We start from the raw sequence: 19,452 nt of genomic DNA, 5'->3' as shown, positions 1-19,452 counted from the left end.
GCGTTGCCGAGCCCATGACCGCGTTGAAATACCTCCAGGCCTACCCCGCCGCGCTCCAGGAGCAAGTGCGCCAACTGATCGCCAAGGACCAGTTGGGCGCCTATCTGGAACAGCGTTACCCCGAGCGCCATGCGGTGCAGAGCGACAAGGCCCTGTATGCCTACGCCCTGGCCTTGAAGCAGGAGCACCTGCGCAACGCGCCGTCTATCGACAAAGTGCTGTTCGACAACCGCCTGGACCTGACCCATCGTGCCTTGGGTTTGCACACCACGATTTCCCGGGTGCAGGGCGGTAATCTCAAATCCAAGAAAGAGATCCGCATCGCTTCGCTGTTCAAGGAGGCGGCCCCGGAGTTTCTGCGCATGATCGTGGTACATGAACTGGCTCACTTCAAGGAGTCGGACCACAACAAGGCGTTCTATAAACTCTGCCAATACATGATGCCGGGCTACCATCAGGTGGAATTCGACCTGCGTGTGTACCTCACCTGGCGCGATTTGCAGGGCAAGCCCTAACCCCAAGGCGACTGACCATGGATGTGAGCAAGACCAAAAGCAGCTTCTACCGCCGCCTGTACGTGGCGTACTTGATCGACAGCCAACTGGCCAGCAGCGTCCCGGCGCTGACCGAGGCCACCGGCATGCCTCGGCGTACCGCCCAGGATACGATTGCGGCGTTGGCCGACCTGGATATTGTGTGTGAATTTGAGCAGGAGGATGGTGCGCGCAACCATGCCGGGCGCTATCGGATTCGGAATTGGGGGGCGATTGATCGGGGGTGGATCGAGGTTAATCTGGCGTCGATCAAGCAGGTGTTGGGCTACCCCTGAGTTCAGCGGTGGCAGGGCTGACGCTATCGCGGGCAAGCCCGGCTCCCACAGTTGAATGCGTTCCAATGTGGGAGCTGGCTTGCCTGCGATGGCGCCCTCAGATGCGCCGCATGCCGATATGGGGAATATCGTCCTCCAGGTATTCTTCACCCGCCACCACAAACCCATACCGCCCGTAGTACTCCTGCAAATGCGCCTGAGCTGACAGAAAGATCGGTGTCTCGGGCCAGATTTCTTCAATCTGCTTGAGGGCCTCTTCCATCATCGTGTGCCCCAACCCGGTGCCGCGTGCCGATGGCGCGACGATCACCCGGCCAATCACCACATCGCCGCCCTGAGACTCCGGGTCCAACAGGCGCAGGTAAGCCACTAGCTCATTATCCTGCCAGGCCATCAGGTGATGGGTATCACCCGCCAGGTCCTGCCCATCGATGTCCTGATACGCGCATTTCTGCTCGACGACAAATACCTCGCTGCGCAAACGCAGGACGGCGTACAGCTGGTCCTTGCCCAAGTCGTTGTGATGTTTGCAAACCCAATCAACCGTCATGATGTGTGCTCTTATAAAGACGTGCCTGGATAGTAAGCGTGACGGGCGCTGCTGTCTAAAATTGGCAAATGTGTGAATAGCGTCAATTTGCCATCATTGAGTGCGTGCGTCGCTGGCTGCTTTGTGTAATCTGCAATGCAAGCTTATTGATGAGCTACTGTTATCAGGCCACCGCCTGCCCGCCAAGGACTTTGAGCATGCCGCGATTGACTCGTGCCGTTGCTTTGATCGCAGTGCTGTTGCTGGCCCAGCCGGTGCTGGCCCAGCGTCTGCGTCTGGTGGCGGATGGCTGGCCGCCGTTCACCGATGCCACCTTGATCAATGGCGGCTTGGCCACGGATATCGTCAGCACCGCCCTGGCCCGTGCGGGGTACGCCAGTGATTTTGAGCAGGTACCCTGGGCCCGTGCGCTCAAGGGCGTGGGCGATGGTCGCTACGATGTGCTGATCAACGCCTGGTACGACGAGGCCCGCACGCAGTTTGGCCAGTTTTCTGCTGAGTACCTGCTTAACCGTGTGCGCTTTCTCAAGCGCAGCGACGATGACATCGTTTATCACAGCCTGGCCCGACTGCACGACGAGACCATCGCCGTGGTACGTGGTTACGCTTACTCGGCGGCGTTCGATCAAGACACCCAGCTACAGAAAGTGCCGGTGCACAACTTTGCCATGGCCGTGCGCATGCTCGCCGCACGGCGCGTGCGCTTGACGCTGGAAGATGAATACGTGGCGCGTTATTACCTGGCTCGGGAGTCGCCGCGGGTGCGTAATGCGGTGGCGTTTGTGGGCAAGCCTTTGAGCGAGAACAGCCTGCATATTCTGGTCAGTTTGAAGAACCCCGAGCATGCGCAGATTGTCGCCAGCTTTGATCGGGAGATTGCCAGGATGAAGGCTGATGGCAGTTATGCGCGGTTGATGAAGGCGCATGGGATGTAGGAGCGAGCTTGCTCGCGAAGGACGTTAACGATAACGCGGGCATTCTGAAGAGGCGCGGCGCCCTTGAGTTCTTCGCGAGCAAGCTCGCTCCTACGCCTCTTTGATCAGATGCGCCGCCAACGTACGCAACGGCCCCAACTGCCGGCAAATCAACGCCAACTGCGTCTGCACCAACCGCTGCGCCTCATCGATCTCATCGGGCATTTGCTCCAGCTCGGCCGCCAACCCTTCCTCGGCATCACTCTGGATCGCAATCGGCTGTTTATTGGCCAGGCCGGTGGCGATCTCATCGATGCTCGCCGCCAGGCTGTTGCCCGCGCCTTCGATCAAGTGCTCGCGCACGTCGGCCGGTAACTGAGTGTCGCGGTGCGCACCCAACCCCGACAAATAGCTGAGCAAGGTGTGAGACAGCACCAGGAAGCGAAAACCCACATCGGCTTCCTTACGGAAGTGCCCCGGCTCCATCAGCATATTGGCCAGGGTGGTGGACAGCGCTGCGTCGGCGTTGTGGGCGTTGCGGCGGGCCAGGCGGTAAGCCAGGTCGTCGCTCTTGCCGGCGGCGTATTGCTGCATGATCTGGCGTAGGTAGATGCTGTTGCAGGTCAGGGTGTTGGCCAGCACTTTGTTCAAGCGTCGGCCTTGCCAGTCCGGCAGGAACAGGAACACCGCCAGGCCCGCGATCAGGCTGCCGAGCAAGGTATCGAACAGGCGTGGCAGGAACAGCCCGTAGCCATCGCCCACCTGGTTGAAGCAGAACAGCACCATCAGGGTGATCGCCGCCGTCGCCAGGGTGTAGCGGGTGGTGCGGTTGATAAAGAACACCAGGCCTGCGGCGATAGCGAACATCGACTGCACCACCGGGTTGGGGAACAGATCGAACAGCGCCCAGGCCACGGTGAGGCCGATGGCGGTGCCGATGATCCGTTGGCCGAGTTTGCGCCGCGTGGCGCCGTAGCTCGGCTGGCACACGAACAGGGTGGTGAGGATGATCCAGTAACCCTGGGAGGCATGGATAGCGTGCAGGGTGGCGTAGCCGACGGTCAACGCCAGGGACAGGCGCAGGGCGTGGCGAAACAGCAACGAAGTGGGCGTGAGTTGGGTGCGCAGGCGCGTCCACATTTCCTTGAGGTTGCGCGGGGCGCGGTCCAGCAGGTTGCTGTCGGTGGCGTCGGCCAGGGCATCGGGGTTGCTGGCATCGCCCAGCAGGCGGTCGAGGGTGGACAGGTTGGCCGCCAAGGCGCGCAATGAACGCAGCAGGCCGCGCCAGGCCGGGTTGCTCTGGATGCGCAGGTGCTCCAGGGATGCGTTGAGGTCGCCCAGGGCTTGGGCAAAACTGTCGTCATAGATAAACGGTTGGCGCAGTTGGATCGACTCGGCCAGGGTCTGGCAGGCCTTGCCCTGCTGGCGCAGCAGGCGCTGGCAACGAAACAGTACATCGCTGTGGAAGAAGGCTTCGGTGAGGGCGTTGTAGGGGTAGTGGGAGGAACTGGCGCGCTCGTGGATGTCCTGGGCCAGGAAGTACAGTTTCAGGTAACGGCTGACCTTCGAGCCCGGCCGGCCATTGCCGACGCGGTGCAGGATGATTTCCTTCGCGGCATTCAGCGCAGCCACTACCCGGCCATTTTGCTGGGCCAATTCCAGGCGCCGCGCTTCTACATCCAACTGCCGGATCGGTTCGAACAGGGAGGACTTGAGCTTGAGGTAACGCCCCAGCTCGCGGAACAACCGCGCCAGGCTCTGCTGCACCGGCTGGTTGGAAAACAGCGCCTGCCACAGCACGGACAGCACGCCGTACCAGGCGGCACCGGCGACCAGCAGCAGGGGCTCATGCCAGAAATCCGTGACGGCGCCGCCGCGCTGGTCCACGCCGATCATGGTGTAGACCGACAGAATCAAGGTGGCCGAAGCAATCGCGCCATAGCGTTCGCCCAGGGCGCCGAGCATGGTCAGGCAGAAACTGGCCAGGGCCAGGGCGATGGCAAATATCCAGGGGTAAGGGAACAGCAGCTCTACCGACAGCGCGGCGATGCTGAAACACACCAGTGTCACCGCCAGTGCATTGAGGCGGCCTTGCCAGCTGTCATCAGTCTCGGCCAGGGCGCTGGCGATAATCCCCAGGAACAGCGGGATCAGCAGCGTCATTTCATCCTGGTACCAACACAACGCCATGCTGCCGGTGAGGGCGATGAACACCCGTACGCTGTAGCTGAATTTATCCAGCGCCCACAGGCGCCGCATGGACTGCTTGAACGAGGTCGATGACATGAAGTCTGGAGTCTTCCGGGACGTTGTCGCTAAATTGAGCTATCAAGGACGCCACGGCAAGCGCGGCGATCACATCGGACAGCAAAATTCTCAGGATCACTGCAAAACCAATGTGGGAGCGGGCTTGTCGGGCCGCCGCATCGCTGCGATGGCGGCGGTGAATCCAACACCGCTATCGCAGGCAAGCCAGCTCCCACAGAGTTTTGCATTTCAAGATGAAAGTCAGGCGTATTGCGCGGCCGCGTAGCCCGAGGCCCAGGCCCACTGGAAATTGAACCCGCCCAGGTGGCCGGTCACATCCAGCACTTCGCCGATAAAGTACAGGCCAGGGCTTTTCAGCGATTCCATGGTCTTGGACGACACTTCCCGCGTATCCACCCCGCCCAATGTTACCTCGGCGGTGCGATAACCCTCGGTGCCGGCCGGTACCAGTTGCCAGCTCCCCAGCTTTTGCGCGATATCGGCAATTTCAGCGTGGGTGTACTGCTTCATCGGCTTGGATTCGAACCAGCTTTGGGCCAGCAGGTTGGCCATCTTCTTGGTGAAGATCTCGCCCAGCAGGGTTTTCAACTCGCTGTTGGGGTGTTCGGCCTGTTGCTGTTGCAGCCAGGCATGGGCGTCGTGGTCGGGCAGCAGGTTGATTTCTACCGTGTCGCCGGAGTGCCAATACGAGGAAATCTGCAAAATCGCCGGCCCGCTCAGGCCGCGGTGGGTGAACAGAATGTTCTCGCGAAAACTCTGGTCGTTGCAGCTCACCAGGCAGTCGACCGAGGTGCCGGACAACTCGCCGCACAGCTCCTTGAGCTGGTCGGTGATGGTGAACGGCACCAGCCCGGCGCGGGTGGGCAGCAGTTCGTGGCCGAATTGTTTGGCTACTTGGTAACCGAAACCAGTGGCGCCCAGTGTCGGGATCGACAAACCGCCCGTGGCGATCACCAGGGATTCACAGCGCAGCTCACCCAGGGTGGTTTGCAGTTGATAGCCGCTTTCGAGCTTGGCGATGGCCTCAATGGAGGTGTCCAGGTGCAGGCTCACGCCGGTCTGGATGCACTCGTCGAGCAGCATGCCGAGGATGTCGCTGGACTTGTTGTCGCAGAACAGCTGGCCGAGTTTCTTCTCGTGGTACGGCACGCCGTGCTTGGCCACCAGCCCGATGAAATCCCACTGGGTGTAGCGGGCCAGGGCGGATTTGCAGAAGTGCGCGTTATGCGAGAGGAAGTTGGCCGGCTCGGTGTACATATTGGTGAAGTTGCAGCGGCCGCCACCGGACATCAGGATTTTTTTGCCGGCCTTGTTGGCGTGGTCGATCAACATCACTTTGCGCCCACGCCCGGCGGCGGTCAGCGCGCACATCAAGCCTGCGGCGCCGGCGCCAATGATCACAACTTCGGTCGAGCGCACAGCCATGTCCTCACAAAAATTCTGAATTGAAATACAGTCAAAACTGTGGGAGCTGGCTTGCCTGCGATGGCTGTAGTGAGTTCACCACCGCTATCGCAGGCAAGCCAGCTCCCACATTGATTCGGTTCCTACAGTAACTATGTTGTTACAGGATCCGCACGCGCAGCGAACGGCCTTTGATCTTGCCGTCATTCAAACGCTGCAGCGCCTGCTTGGCGATGCCGCGTTCCACGGCCACGAAAGCCTGGAAGTCAAAGATCGCGATCTTGCCGACCTGGGCACCCGGAATGCCGGCTTCACCGGTCAATGCACCGAGGATATCGCCTGGGCGCACCTTGTCTTTACGCCCGGCGGCGATGCACAGGGTGCTCATCTGCGGCAGCAGCGGGCCACCGCTTTGCGGCTTGAGGTTGTCCAGTTGGTCCCAGTTCAGCGGCGACTTTTGCAGTTGCTCGATGGCCTGGGCGCGGTGGGCTTCGGACGGTGCCACCAGGCTGATAGCGATGCCGGTTTCGCCGGCACGGCCGGTACGGCCTACACGGTGGATGTGAATTTCCGAGTCGCGGGCCAGTTCGACGTTGATCACCATGTCCAGGGCGTCGATGTCCAGGCCACGGGCGGCAACGTCGGTGGCCACCAGCACCGAGGTGCTGCGGTTGGCAAACATCGCCAGTACCTGGTCACGGTCGCGCTGTTCCAGGTCACCATGCAGGCCAACGGCGGAGATGCCCTTGGCGGTCAGATGGTCGACGGTTTCCTGCACTTGCTGCTTGGTAAAGCAGAACGCCACGCAGGAGGCCGGGCGAAAGTGCGCCAGCACCTTGGTCACGGCGTCCATGCGCTCTTCCGGGGAGATCTCGTAGAAGCGCTGTTCGATCTGGTCGTCGGAGTGGAACGCTTCGGCTTTCACTTGCTGAGGCGCACGCATGAACTTGGAGGCCAGTTGCTTGATGCTCACCGGGTACGTGGCCGAGAACAGCAGGGTTTGGCGGCGCGGCGGGGTCTTGCTGATGATGTCTTCGATGGCGTCGTAGAAGCCCATGTCGAGCATGCGGTCGGCTTCGTCGAGGATCAGGGTGTTCAAGCCGTCCAGCACCAGCGAACCTTTGCGCAGGTGTTGCTGGATGCGGCCCGGGGTGCCGACGATGACGTGGGCGCCGTGCTCCAGGGAGGCGATCTGCGGGCCGAGGGAAACGCCGCCGCACAAGGTCAGTACCTTGATGTTGTCTTCGGCACGGGCCAGGCGACGGATTTCCTTGGCGACCTGGTCGGCCAGTTCGCGGGTCGGGCACATCACCAGCGCCTGGCAACCGAAGTAGCGCGGGTTGATCGGGTTCAACAGGCCGATGCCGAATGCAGCGGTCTTGCCGCTGCCGGTCTTGGCCTGGGCAATCAGGTCCAGCCCTTTGAGGATCACCGGCAAGCTTTGCGCCTGGATCTGCGTCATCTCGACGTAACCCAGCGAGTCGAGGTTAGCCAGCATGGCGGCGGACAGGGGCAAAGTATTAAAAGCGGTGGCGATGGTAGTCACGGGACTGGCTCTGCAAAACAAAATGTCGCGCAGTGTACCAGTCTCGTGGGATTTTCCTCGCAAGTTCTCGACGAGACGCCCGTTAGTGCTCGATATCGTGCTCGCGGCTGACGACGCGTTTGCCGTCCTTGGGCGACAGTTGCAGGAAGATCGCCGCCGCCAGCATCGCCATGATGCCCACGGTGAGGAAGGTCAACTGGAAGGCGCCCAGCACCGTATTCACCCCGTCATTGCCGGCTTCGGCGGTAAAGCCGCCGAGCAATGCGCCGGCACAGGCCACGCCCAGGCTCAGGGACAACTGCGCCACCACCGACAGCAAGCTGTTGCCGCTGCTGGCCTGGGCGTCGTCGAGGTCGATCAGGGTGACGGTGTTCATGGCGGTAAATTGCAGGGAGTTGATGGCCCCCAGCACCGCCAGCATGCCTAACAGTAGCGGGTAGGGCGTTTGCTCGCTGACCAAGCCCATGCTCGCCAGCATCAGGCCCAGGGCCAGGGTGTTGCCGGTCAGGACGATGCGGTAGCCGAGGCGCTCGATAAGCGGGCGCGCGATGGACTTGGCGAACATCGCCGCCGCCGCCAGCGGCAGCATGCTCATGCCGGCTTCCGACGGCGAATAGCCCAGCGCCACTTGTAACAGCAGCGGCACCAGGAACGGCAACGCGCCGCTGCCCAGGCGCGCAAACAGGTTGCCGAGGATCCCCACGGCAAAGGTACGCGTCTTGAACAGCACCGGCGAGAACAGCGGGTTATCGATGTGCCCGGCGCGCAGCCAGTACGCCGCCAGGCAGGCGAACCCGCCGAACAGCAGCAATATCACGCGCAGGTGCGGCAGGTGCAGTTCGCCCAGGCCTTCCATGGCGATAGTGATCAGCACCATCGCCGCACCGAACAGCAGAAAGCCCAGGCCGTCGAAGCGCGTGCGCTCGCTGCCGCGCAGGTCGGGGATGAATTTCCACACGGCGTAGCAGCCGATCATGCCCACCGGCAGGTTGATCAGGAAGATCCAGTGCCAGGTCAGGTATTGCACCATCCAGCCGCCCATCGTCGGGCCAAGCAAGGGGCCGAGCAGGCCGGGAATGGTGATAAAACCCATGATGCGCACCAGCTCGGAACGCGGATAAGCGCGCAGCACCACCAGCCGCCCGACCGGCAGCATCAGCGCACCGCCCAGGCCCTGGACCACCCGTGCGCCCACCAGCATGCTCAGGCTACTGGACAGCGCACACAGCAACGACCCGATGCTGAACAGCATGATCGCGCCAAAGAAGATCTTCTTGGTGCCAAAGCGGTCAGCGATCCAGCCCGATGCAGGAATCAGCAAGGCCACGGTGAGCATGTAGGCGATCACCACCCCTTGCATGCGCAGCGGGTTTTCCGCGAGGTCCTGCGCCATGGCCGGCAGTGCCGTGTTGAGAATCGTCCCGTCCAGCGACTGCATGAAGAAAGCAATCGCTACCACCCAGGGGAGCCAGCGGGCGGTCTTGGCATCGAGAGGGGCACGATTCGGCATGGGATCCCTTTTAATTAGCAGGCTATGTGTTGGCGATTATGCGCTAACCCTTGGGATTTTTCCCACTGGTGGTTCGGCTAGAGCCGATAACGCGGCATGCGGTCCTACTAGAAAATTCAACAACACGCGGTGCACTGCAAACGCCGCTTGCGGTGATTCAAGGTCCAGCAGATGGCCGGTGTGTTCGGCTACGGCAAAGCTGCTGTGACCTACATACTGTCGGAACAACTGGGCCTCGGCGGCCGGTGTGTATTCGTCCAGCGTGCCGTTGAGAAAATGCACCGGTGTTTCAATCTGCTTGAGCGCTGGCAGGTAGTTGCCGTCGCCCAAGGCCAGCACCTGATGGATATGAAAGCGCGCCTGGCGGTACTCGGTGGTGGCCATGGTCGACAGGTGCCGATGGTTATTGCGCTTGAGGCGCGGCGACAGGTATTTGCCCACCGTTTCGTTGAGCAGATGGCCGACCGCCGACTTGTCATCGGCCTCGATCAGCACACGCACGCGTTCGACATACTCCAGCATCGCCTGGTTGAGGTTGGGCGCCAGGGCCATCACCACCGAGCTTTCGATGGAGGGCGGGTTGTGCGCCAGGGTCAACAGCGTGGAGATGCCGCCCCATGATGCCGAGACCAGATGGTTGACCGCAAAGCGCGCTACCAAGGCACGCAGGATTTGCACCTCGTCGTCCTTGGTAACGAGGTCGAGTTCGGCGTTGTGCTCGCGTGACAAGCCAGAGAAGGGCAAATCGAACAGCAGCACATTGAAGTGCTCGGCCAGGCATTTGCTGGTACGGGCAAAGGAGCGCGTGGTGGATAGCGCGCCGTTGACCATCAGTACGGTTTTTCTGTGCGGGTCGTTACCCAGTTGCTCTACGTGAACGTTGTAGTGCTTGTACAACTTCTCAATGACAAAACTTCCATGGTTCATCTCAAGACTCCAGCTTGCCTTTCCCAGGCAAGGTTATGCTCTCGTGAGCAGGGGTGGCGGGATAGACGTTTCTTTGCAGTGCAGGTTATTGCTCTGTAGGAGCGAGCTTGCTCGCGAAAAACGTCAACGATAACGCAGTGCTGATAGCCAGCCGGCGGTGTCTGTAAGTTCTTCGCGAGCAAGCTCGCTCCTACGGTTTATAAGGTCAGCGTCAGGCGTTTTACCAAAGCGCCTGGCAACAGGTTGGAAGCGGTGTTGCGCTGGTCATAGGTACTGGCCGACAACAGCAGCTCCCGATCAGCAGTCAGCGCTTCCAATTGCGAACCGAGCAACTGATAGACACTGTCATCAAAGCGCATGGTGCTGACCGGCGCCTGGATCTCGCCGTTTTCCACCCAGAAGGTCGCAAAGCGCGTCATGCCGGTCAAGCGCGCTGCCGGCAGGTCGGAGTAGTTCAGGTACCAGAGGTTGCTGATATACAGCCCCGTGCCCAACTGCTTGAGAATATCGGCCTGGGCCAGGCTGCCGGCGGCCATTTGCAAGGCACTGGGCGACTCGTCGCTGCTGGCGCCGTTAGCGCTCAAGCCGTATTCGGCGGCGCTGCGCGAGTTGATCAACTGGCCCTCGGCCTGGCCTGCGTTGATCAGGGTGACATCCTTGCGCGGGTAGCCTTCAGTGGAAAACGCCTGGCTCAGGGAGCCGCTGATCTGCTCATCCACCGTCACCAACGGGCTCAGTGACTGATCACCCGCGTACAGGCGTTGCAACGAACTGCCTTTGCTGGCGATGGCCTGGGCTGAAAAACCACCCCAGGTGATGATGCTGATGATTTCTTCCAGCGCTGCCGGTGCCAGGTAGGCGCGGTATTGGCCGGGCGCCAGGGTGTGCAGCGGGCGCCCGAGAAACGCCAATTGCTCCCGGGCCTGTTGAAAGCGCGCGGCGAAGTCGGCGCTGTTCCAGGTGTGCCCGGCGTAGCTGGCTTTTACCGCTTCGCCATTGGGGTGGAACAGGCTGAAATCGAAATTGAAACTGTTAGCCCGGTGCCAGCCGAACGCGCCCGTTGAGCTGGCGAAACCACGGCTGATGGGGCCGGCGGCGTAGAAACCGACCAGGTCCACGCCGTCGGCGACCTGGCTGATATCGTCCAACACTTGGGCCAGTTCCGGCAGCGGGCGCAGTTGTTCGTTATGGTTGTGCCAGGCATCGGGGTTCAACAGCAGGTACGGGTCAGGCGGCAACAGCGGCAAGGTTTCGCGCAGTTGTTGCAGGCCATTCGCCAGGCGTTGGTGGTCCAGCTCCGCCTCGCCCGACAGGGTGATACCCAGGTCGGCGTGGCGCCCATCGTTGATCAGCTTGAGGTTCAGGCTGGCCTGCTGCACCTGGCCGGCCTGGCGTACCTGCGCGTGGTTGAAGCGCACGAACTCGGACGCTTCATCCGCGTAGCCGAGTTGAAAGTGTTCCTTGTCGGTGATGGCGTGCTTGAGCCAGTCCACCAGTGCCTTGAAGTGGTTCATCAGGCATCTCCCCCAAATACATCGACATTGCTGAATACACAGGCCGGCGACGCATGGCCGACGCGGATTACCTGGTTGGGTTCGCCCTTGCCGCAGTTCGGCGTGCCCAACACCTTGAAGGTGCTGGCATCGCCTACCGCGCTGAGCTTGCGCCAGAACTGCGCGGAGATCGCCCGGTAGTTGGGGTTCTTCACCACGCCCTTGAGCTCGCCGTTTTCGATCAACTGGCCCCACTCGCAGCCGAACTGGAACTTGTTGCGCGCATCGTCGATGGACCACGAACGGTTGGTCGACATCAGAATGCCGCTCTCGATGCCGCCCACCAGTTGTGCGAGGCTTTTATCGCCGGGCTCGATATTCAGGTTGGCCATGCGGTCGATGGGCGCCCGGTTCCAGCCGCAGGCGCGGCTGTTGGCAACGCCTGGCAGGTTGGCGCGAAATTGCGACAAGGCCCCGCCCAACGGCTTGAGCAGCAGGCCCTCGCGAATCAGAAATTGCTTGCTGGCAGGCGTGCCGTCGTCGTCATGGCCGTAGCTGGCAAGCTGTTCGGGGATGTCCGGGTCGAAGGTCACGTTGAGCAACGGTGAGCCATATTGCAGATGGCCGAAGTCGCTGGCCTTCACAAAACTGGTGCCGGCGTAATTGCGCTCGTCACCGAGGATGCGGTCCAGCTCCAGCGGGTGGCCGATGGATTCGTGGATCTGCAGGATCATCTGGTCGGGCATCAGCAGCAGGTCACGCGGGCCGTGGGGCGTATTCGGTGCGAGCAGCAATTGCAGCGCTTCGTCGGCCACCTTGCGGGCGGCGCCCACCAGGCCAAAACGCTGGATCACGCCGGCACTGCCTTGCTGGCCGAAGTTGGTACCGCCCAGGGTGCGGGTCTGGCTGTCGTTGCCGTCGAAGGCGGTCACGCTCAGCCCGGGAAAGACGAAACGCTGGGCCTGACGCAATTGCGCGCCGGCGCTGTTGAGGTAGATCTGTTCGACTTGCGTGGTCCCCAGGCTGACTTCCCAGCTCACCAGGCGCTCATCCTTGGGCACGGCGGCGGACTCATCGCCGAGCAATTGGTAGCAGTCGCTCAGGGACGGGAAGGGCTGGTCGAGGTCGGGCGACAGGTAGTCGGCGACGTCGCTGGACACCGCTTGCTGGTGCAGGTCGAGCAGGGCGTGGGGCTTGATCAGCCTGGCTTGTTGTTCAGCGCGCTCAAGGGCGGCCTGCAGGCCGGTGAGGGAAATATCGTTGGTCGCGGCGTAGGCTTCCACGCCGTTGAGACGCACGGTGAGCATGGCGCCTTCGTCATGGCCCAGGTGAGGCGGCTCGGCGACGTTCTTGCGTACCGACAGGTACTGGCCGGACTCGCGCACGTAGCGCAGGGAGAAGAATTCGGCGCTGGTGCGCAGGGCACTGAAGTGTTTCTTGAGCGTGGCGTGGTGTTCGAACATGGGGCCTTCCTTGTGGGCGGCTCGGCGCGGGCAGGCCAACAGAGTAGGCCTGGGCGGGGAGCTGATCAAGGGAGGTTTTGTTGTGTCTGGTCGGGCCTCATCGCGGGCAAGCCCGCTCCCACATTTTGAGTTGTGAACCCATTCAACTGTGGGAGCTGGCTTGCCTGCGATGCAGGCACCGCGGTGTATCAGTTACTGCGCAATCTCACGCAACGGCTTGCCACGCACTGGCGCATCGCCTGCCACGTAGTAGTCAGCGGTGCTGCGCGGCAGTGGCTTGCGGCCACGGATCTTGTCGGCGATTTTCTCGGCGATCATGATCGTCGGCGCGTTCAGGTTGCCGGTGGTGATGATCGGCATGATCGAGGCATCGACCACACGTAGGCCCTGCATGCCATGCACGCGGCCTTCACCATCGACTACAGCCATCTCGTCGGTGCCCATCTTGCACGAGCAGGACGGGTGGAACGCGGTCTCGGCGTGCTCGCGGATGAACTTGTCCAACTGCTCATCGGTTTGCACGTCGATGCCCGGGCTGATTTCGCGGCCACGGTATGGGTCCAGTGCCGGCTGCTGCATGATTTCACGGGTCAGGCGGATGCCATCGCGAAATTCCTGCCAGTCCTGTTCGGTGGCCATGTAGTTGAAGAGGATGCTCGGGTAGTCCCGTGGGTTCTTCGACTTCAGCTGGATACGGCCACGGCTTGGCGAACGCATGGAACCCATGTGCGCCTGGAAACCGTGCTCTTTCACACCGTTGCTGCCGTTGTAGTTAATCGCCACCGGCAGGAAGTGGTACTGGATGTTCGGCCACTCGAATTCTTCACGGGTACGGATAAAACCGCCCGCTTCGAACTGGTTGCTGGCGCCGATGCCGGTGCCGTTGAACAGCCATTCGGCGCCAATCGCCGGCTGGTTGTACCAGAGCAGCGAAGGGTACAGCGACACCGGCTGGGTGCAGGCGTATTGCAGGTACAGCTCAAGGTGGTCCTGCAGGTTTTCACCCACGCCCGGCAGGTCGTGGACCACGGGGATGTCGAGGCTTTCCAGCAATTTGGCCGGGCCAACGCCGGAGCGCTGCAGCAGTTGCGGCGAAGCGATTGCGCCGCTGCACACCAGTACTTCTTTGCGCGCACGGGCTTCAACGCGCTCCTCAGCGGCGCCGATCAGGTAACGCACGCCCACCGCACGCTTGCCTTCGAACAGTACTTTGTCGGTGAGGGCATGGGTGACGATGGTCAGGGTCGAACGCTTTTTAGCCGTGTCCAGGTAACCGCGTGCGGTGCTGGCGCGACGGCCGTTCGGCGTGACGGTACGGTCCATCGGGCCGAAGCCTTCTTGCTGGTAGCCGTTCAAGTCTTCGGTACGTGGGTAACCGGCCTGTACGCCCGCTTCAACCATGGCGTGGAACAGCGGGTTGTTCCCCGCTTTCGGCGTGGTCACGCTGACCGGGCCGTCGCCACCGTGCCAATCGTTGGGGCCGATGTCGCGGGTTTCGGCTTTGCGGAAATACGGCAGGCAGTCCAGGTAGGTCCAGTCTTCCAGGCCCGGCAGCTTCGACCAGTTGTCGTAGTCCATGGCGTTGCCACGGATGTAGCACATGCCGTTGATCAGGGAAGAGCCACCCAGGCCCTTGCCGCGCCCGCATTCCATCCGGCGGCCGTCCATGTGTGGCTCTGGATCGGTTTCGTAGGCCCAGTTGTAGCGGCGGCCTTGCAGCGGGAAGGCCAGTGCGGCTGGCATCTGGGTACGGAAGTCGAGGCGGTAGTCTGGGCCACCGGCCTCCAGCAACAGGACGGTGACGCCTTCGTCTTCGGTCAGACGGGTCGCCAGGGTGTTACCGGCAGAGCCGGCACCCACAATGATGTAATCGTATTCTTGGGACATGAATGTACCCTCTTTGAAGTGTGGTCAGGTCTGGCGAGTGCTTCGCACTCGATCGCAGGCAAGCCAGCTCCCACATTTGATCGGGTTCACACAGAACAAATGTGGGAGCCGGGCTTGCCCGCGATGGCGGCCTTACAGGCAATACAAGTCTCGGGTGTTAGAACACCGAGGCGTAATCGCCCAATTCAACCTGTACCGATTTGATGCGGGTGAAGTTGTTCAGCGAGCTGATGCCGTTCTCACGGCCCACACCCGACTGCTTGTAGCCACCGACCGGCATTTTCGCGTCGGACTCGCCCCAGGCGTTGATCCAGCAGATACCGGCTTCCAGTTGATGAATCACGCGGTGGGCGCGGTTCAGGTCCTTGGTGACCAGGCCAGCGGCCAGGCCGAAGTCGGTGTCGTTGGCGCGGCGGATCACTTCTTCTTCGGTTTCATAGGTGAGGATGCTCATCACCGGGCCAAAGATCTCTTCACGCACGATCACCATGTCGTCGGTGCAGTCGGTAAACACGGTCGGGGCCACGAAGGCGCCTTTGGCGAAGTCGCCTTCGGTGAGGCGGTCGCCGCCGCACAGCAGGCGTGCGCCTTGCTCTTTGCCTTTGGCGATGTAGCCCAGCACGCTTTCCATGTGGGCGAAGCTGACCAGCGGGCCGAAGTTGGTGTTTTCGTCTTCCGGGTTGCCGATGCGAATACGCGCAACACGCTCAACGATCTTGGCTTCGAACGCGGCTTGCAGATGCTTGGGCACGAACACACGGGTGCCGTTGGTGCAGACCTGACCGGAGCTGTAGAAGTTGGCCATCATGGCGGTGTCGGCGGCGCGGTCGAGGTCGGCGTCGTCGAAAATGATCAGCGGGGACTTGCCGCCCAGCTCCATGGTCACGTCTTTAAGCGAGGAGCTCGACGCGCTGGCCATGACTTTTTTGCCGGTGTCGGTGCCGCCGGTGAAGGAGACTTTTTCAATGCGCGGGTGCTCGGTCAGCCAGGTGCCGACTTCACGGCCGCTGCCGGTCAGTACGTTGAACACGCCTGCAGGAACGCCAGCCTCGGTGTAGATCTCGGCCAGTTTCAGGGTGGTCAGCGAGGTGACTTCGCTTGGCTTGAAGATCATCGCGTTGCCGGCAGCCAGGGCCGGTGCGGATTTCCACAGGGCGATCTGGATCGGGTAGTTCCACGCGCCGATACCGGCAACCACGCCCAGTGGCTCGCGGCGGGTGTAGACAAACGAGGTGTCGCGCAGGGGGATCTGCTCGCCTTCGATGGCGGGCACCAGGCCGGCGTAGTATTCCAGCACGTCAGCACCGGTGACGATGTCGACGTACTTGGTTTCGGAAAAGGCTTTACCGGTGTCCAGGGTTTCCAGGGCGGCCAGTTCATCGTTGCGCTCGCGCAGGATGTCCACGGCACGACGCAGAATGCGCGAACGCTCCATGGCGGTCATGGCGGCCCAGATTTTCTGGCCTTTTTCAGCGCTGACCACGGCACGTTCAACGTCATCGAAAGTGGCGCGTTGCACTTGGGCGAGAACTTCACCGTTAGCCGGGTTGATGGCTTCGAAGGTGGCATCGCTGCCAGCGTCGCTGTAGCCGCCGTCAATGTAGAGTTTTTGCAGGTCGAAACGGGCCATAAAGTCCTCGCAAGTGCATAAGTGGTTGGCGTTACCCGCCGAACAGTGGGCCATGGGGGTGTGGCAACACTGAGCGACGGACGTTCAGGGGTTGAGCGGTTATGTGTGCTCTAACTCACCTGCTTGGCCAATTGGAAATCCATGTATTCGTAGGCGATCCGTTGCGCCTGCTCCGTGTCGAAAGCGTCTCCCGACAGGGCGCCGCGCAACCACAAACCGTCGATCAGGGCCGCCAGGCCCCGGGCTGCTTTGCGTGCGTGCGGCAGCGGCAGCACTCGGCGGAACTGGCAGCACAGGTTGGAATACAGACGTTGATCGTTGATCCGCTGCAACCTGTGCAATGACGGGTGATGCATGCTGGTGGCCCAGAAGGCCAGCCAGGTTTTCATTGCCGGGCCGTTGACCTGGCTGGCGTCGAAGTTGCCTTCGATGATCACCTGAAGGTGCGCCCGTGGGCTGTCATCCTTCAAGGCACGCCTGCGTTCTTGCACGTTCTCGATCAGCGCATTCATCAGGTAGCGCATCGTCGCTGCGATCAGGCCGTTCTTGTCCTGAAAGTAGTGGCTGATGATGCCGTTCGAGACGCCGGCCAGACGGGCGATCAGCGCAATGCTGGCATCTCCCATCCCGACCCGATCGATGGCCGTCAACGTGGCTTCGATCAACTGCTGGCGGCGTATGGGTTGCATACCGACCTTGGGCATGTAGCACCTCTCCTTAGGCCTGCCGATGGGCGATCCACGTCCGTCGGCTTGAGGGCCAGTCTATTTTGTTTTGATTGAACGTTCAATCAACAAAGAATAAGATCTGCGACAAATGGTCGCTGCCTACAGATGTTTCCTACCTGCGAGCCGCAACCTTCGACACCTGCAAAAACCCTTGAAACAGGCCACTTCAGAGCCTGATCACCGCCTTGGCGGGCTCAAGAATTTTGGGGTGTCTTTATAACACCCGTCCGTCGACTGCCGAAAAATCGATGTCCCGGGATAACCGTTGCCTTGTGTTTCTCTCTCGCACTGCCTGGAGCATCTGCGCCATGAGTTCTGCCTCTCTTATAAAGACCCCACCGGAAAAGGTCCGGGTCAACGGTTGGGTGTTCTACACCTCCACCGCGCTGATTTTATTGTTGACCGCCATTCTGATCGTCGCCCCGCAGGAGGCCGGGCGCCTGCTCGGCGTAGCACAGGCCTGGCTGTCGAAAAGCTTTGGCTGGTACTACATGGTGGTCATCGCCGCCTACCTGGTGTTTGTGGTCGGCCTGGCGTTTTCGTCCTATGGGAAACTTAAGCTGGGTGCGAAGGACGATACCCCAGACTTCAGCTACGGCGCCTGGGCCGGCATGTTGTTCTCGTCGGGTATCGGCATCTCGCTGTTGTATTTCGGTGCGTCCGAGCCGTTGGACCACTACTTCAACCCACCCGAAGGCGCTGCCGCCAGCAATGGCGCGGCGCGCCAGGCGTTGCAACTGACCTTCCTGCACTGGGGCCTGCACGGCTGGGCGATCTATGCGCTGGTCGGCCTGGCCGTGGCGTACTTTGCCTACCGTCACAACCAACCGCTGGCACTGCGTTCGGCGCTGTACCCGCTGGTGGGTGAGCGTTGGGTGAAGGGCGCCGCCGGCCACGCGGTAGACGGTTTCGGCATGTTCGTGACCCTGCTGGGCCTGGTGACCAACCTGGGGATCGGCTCGATGCAGGTGTCGTCGGGGCTGGAAAACCTGTTCGGCATGGAACACAGCAACACCAACCTGCTGATCGTGATCATCGTGATGAGCACCGTGGCGACTATTGCCGCCGTGTCGGGTGTGGAAAACGGTATTCGCCGCCTGTCCAACCTCAACATCGTGTTGTTCAGCGGTTTGCTGATCTTCGTGCTGCTGTTCGGCCCTACCTTGCACCTGCTCAATGGCCTGGTGCAGAACACCGGTGATTACCTCAACGGTATCGTGCTCAAAACCTTCGACCTGTATGTGTACGAAGGCGACGGTGCCAAGACCGAACGCTGGATGGGCCTGTGGACCCTGTTCTACTGGGCCTGGTGGATTTCCTGGGCGCCATTTGTGGGCATGTTCATCGCGCGTATTTCCCGTGGTCGTACCGTGCGTGAACTGGTGGCTGGCGTATTGCTGATCCCGCTGGGCTTTACCCTGGCGTGGCTGTCGATCTTCGGCAACTCGGCCCTGGATTTGGTGTTGAACCATGGGGCCGTGGAGTTGGGCAAGACGGCGCTGGAACAACCGTCCATGGCCATCTACCAGCTGCTTGAGCATTACCCAGCGTCGAAAGTGGTGATCGGCGTGTCGATCTTCGTGGGCTTCGTGCTGTTCCTGACGCCTGCGGATTCCGGCGCGGTGATGATGGCCAACCTTTCCTGCAAAGGCGGCAACGTGGATGAAGACGCGCCGCACTGGTTGCGTATCTTCTGGTCGGCGGTGATCACCCTGGTGACCATCGGCCTGCTGTTTGCCGGTAACTTCGAAGCCATGCAAACCATGGTGGTGCTGGCGGGGCTGCCGTTCTCGGTGGTGCTGGTGTTCTTTATGTTCGGTTTGCACAAGGCCATGCGCCAGGACGTGGCCACCGAACAGGAGCAGGCGCAATTGGCTGAACGCGGGCGTCGTGGTTTCAGCGAGCGCTTGACGGCGCTGGACCTGCAACCGAGCCAGGCCACCGTGCAGCGCTTTATGGACAAGCACGTAACGCCGGCGTTGGAAGAAGCCGCGATTGCGTTGCGTGATCAGGGGTTGGAAGTGCAGACCTTGTTGGGCAAATCCAAGCGCTGCATCGGCGTGCGAATCGAGATGGACGAAGGCAACCCGTTTGTCTACGAAGTGAGCCTGGATGGCTACTCGGCGGCACCCGCTGACCTGCCTGAAGAAGAGCGCACCCGTTACTACCGTGCCGAGGTGTACCTGCACAACGGGCCGCAGGAGTATGACCTGATGGGCTTCACCCAGGAGCAGATCACCCGGGATGTGCTCGATCAGTTTGAAAGCCATCGGCAGCTCCTTGGCCGGGTCTATAGCTGATGC

Annotated in this window: 16 protein-coding genes; 5 read left to right on the top strand and 11 right to left on the bottom strand. The window is 61.3% G+C overall.

Going from position 1 to position 19,452, the window contains the following annotated elements; all coding sequences use genetic code 11:
• The first annotated feature begins 14 nt into the window (after positions 1 to 14).
• Together HU731_RS13590 and HU731_RS13585 are read left to right on the top strand one after the other, a co-directional pair.
• The gene (locus tag HU731_RS13590) at positions 15 to 515 is read left to right on the top strand and encodes a M48 metallopeptidase family protein (RefSeq protein ID WP_003194942.1); all 501 of its coding nucleotides are present in this window, start codon (positions 15 to 17) and stop codon (positions 513 to 515) included.
• A gap of 17 nt (positions 516 to 532) precedes the next feature.
• A complete protein-coding gene (locus HU731_RS13585) occupies positions 533 to 829 on the top strand; it encodes a winged helix-turn-helix domain-containing protein (protein ID WP_186607313.1) in 297 nt (98 codons plus the stop codon).
• 97 nt (positions 830 to 926) lie between these two features.
• Here the strand turns inward: HU731_RS13585 and HU731_RS13580 are convergent, their stop codons facing one another.
• Positions 927 to 1,379, bottom strand: coding sequence for a GNAT family N-acetyltransferase (locus HU731_RS13580; protein WP_186607314.1), 453 nt, complete (start codon positions 1,377 to 1,379; stop codon positions 927 to 929).
• Positions 1,380 to 1,576: 197 nt separating this feature from the next.
• Here HU731_RS13580 and HU731_RS13575 point away from each other — a divergent pair, with 197 nt between their 5' ends.
• The gene (locus tag HU731_RS13575) at positions 1,577 to 2,314 is read left to right on the top strand and encodes a substrate-binding periplasmic protein (protein WP_186607315.1); all 738 of its coding nucleotides are present in this window, start codon (positions 1,577 to 1,579) and stop codon (positions 2,312 to 2,314) included.
• A 90-nt stretch (positions 2,315 to 2,404) separates the two neighbouring features.
• Here HU731_RS13575 and yccS read toward each other — a convergent pair whose 3' ends face one another.
• Positions 2,405 to 4,579, bottom strand: a complete 2,175-nt coding sequence (gene yccS, locus HU731_RS13570; protein WP_186607316.1) for a YccS family putative transporter — start codon at positions 4,577 to 4,579, stop codon at positions 2,405 to 2,407.
• On the opposite strand from yccS, the gene HU731_RS13565 reads away from it, so the two are divergent.
• The gene (locus HU731_RS13565) at positions 4,578 to 4,826 is read left to right on the top strand and encodes a hypothetical protein (protein WP_186607317.1); all 249 of its coding nucleotides are present in this window, start codon (positions 4,578 to 4,580) and stop codon (positions 4,824 to 4,826) included. The two genes, yccS and HU731_RS13565, sit on opposite strands and share 2 nt — an antisense overlap.
• Here HU731_RS13565 and HU731_RS13560 read toward each other — a convergent pair.
• The 9 genes from HU731_RS13560 to betI form a co-directional block, all read right to left on the bottom strand.
• Positions 4,802 to 5,980 (bottom strand): BaiN/RdsA family NAD(P)/FAD-dependent oxidoreductase, encoded by a 1,179-nt coding sequence (locus tag HU731_RS13560; protein WP_186607318.1) that lies wholly within the window; start codon positions 5,978 to 5,980, stop codon positions 4,802 to 4,804. The genes HU731_RS13565 and HU731_RS13560 overlap by 25 nt on opposite strands.
• 145 nt (positions 5,981 to 6,125) lie before the next feature.
• On the bottom strand, positions 6,126 to 7,463 hold the full coding sequence (gene dbpA, locus HU731_RS13555) for an ATP-dependent RNA helicase DbpA (RefSeq protein WP_232964675.1): 1,338 nt from the start codon (positions 7,461 to 7,463) through the stop codon (positions 6,126 to 6,128).
• A 130-nt stretch (positions 7,464 to 7,593) separates the two neighbouring features.
• On the bottom strand, positions 7,594 to 9,021 hold the full coding sequence (mdtD, locus tag HU731_RS13550) for a multidrug transporter subunit MdtD (RefSeq protein ID WP_186607319.1): 1,428 nt from the start codon (positions 9,019 to 9,021) through the stop codon (positions 7,594 to 7,596).
• 36 nt (positions 9,022 to 9,057) lie between these two features.
• A complete protein-coding gene (locus tag HU731_RS13545) occupies positions 9,058 to 9,948 on the bottom strand; it encodes an alpha/beta fold hydrolase (protein WP_186607320.1) in 891 nt (296 codons plus the stop codon).
• Between the two features lie 197 nt (positions 9,949 to 10,145).
• Entirely contained in the window at positions 10,146 to 11,462 is a 1,317-nt protein-coding gene (locus HU731_RS13540) for a TldD/PmbA family protein (protein WP_186607321.1), read from the bottom strand.
• Positions 11,462 to 12,904, bottom strand: coding sequence for a TldD/PmbA family protein (locus HU731_RS13535; protein WP_186607322.1), 1,443 nt, complete (start codon positions 12,902 to 12,904; stop codon positions 11,462 to 11,464). Before HU731_RS13535 ends, HU731_RS13540 begins: the two co-directional genes overlap by 1 nt.
• A 192-nt stretch (positions 12,905 to 13,096) precedes the next feature.
• Positions 13,097 to 14,791: a choline dehydrogenase gene (betA, locus tag HU731_RS13530; RefSeq protein WP_032894927.1), complete on the bottom strand. Its 1,695-nt coding sequence runs from the start codon at positions 14,789 to 14,791 to the stop codon at positions 13,097 to 13,099.
• Positions 14,792 to 14,948: 157 nt separating this feature from the next.
• Positions 14,949 to 16,421, bottom strand: coding sequence for a betaine-aldehyde dehydrogenase (betB, locus tag HU731_RS13525; RefSeq protein ID WP_073525901.1), 1,473 nt, complete (start codon positions 16,419 to 16,421; stop codon positions 14,949 to 14,951).
• Between the two features lie 110 nt (positions 16,422 to 16,531).
• Positions 16,532 to 17,125, bottom strand: a complete 594-nt coding sequence (betI, locus tag HU731_RS13520; protein ID WP_003194919.1) for a transcriptional regulator BetI — start codon at positions 17,123 to 17,125, stop codon at positions 16,532 to 16,534.
• Between the two features lie 389 nt (positions 17,126 to 17,514).
• On the opposite strand from betI, the gene HU731_RS13515 reads away from it, so the two are divergent.
• The gene (locus HU731_RS13515) at positions 17,515 to 19,449 is read left to right on the top strand and encodes a BCCT family transporter (protein WP_225931683.1); all 1,935 of its coding nucleotides are present in this window, start codon (positions 17,515 to 17,517) and stop codon (positions 19,447 to 19,449) included.
• Positions 19,450 to 19,452: the final 3 nt, after the last annotated feature.

Source organism: Pseudomonas salmasensis, assembly GCF_014268375.2.
GTDB lineage: Bacteria > Pseudomonadota > Gammaproteobacteria > Pseudomonadales > Pseudomonadaceae > Aquipseudomonas > Aquipseudomonas salmasensis.
Note: the sequence above shows the minus strand (reverse complement) of the source record. Positions and strands in the feature narration are given on the sequence as shown.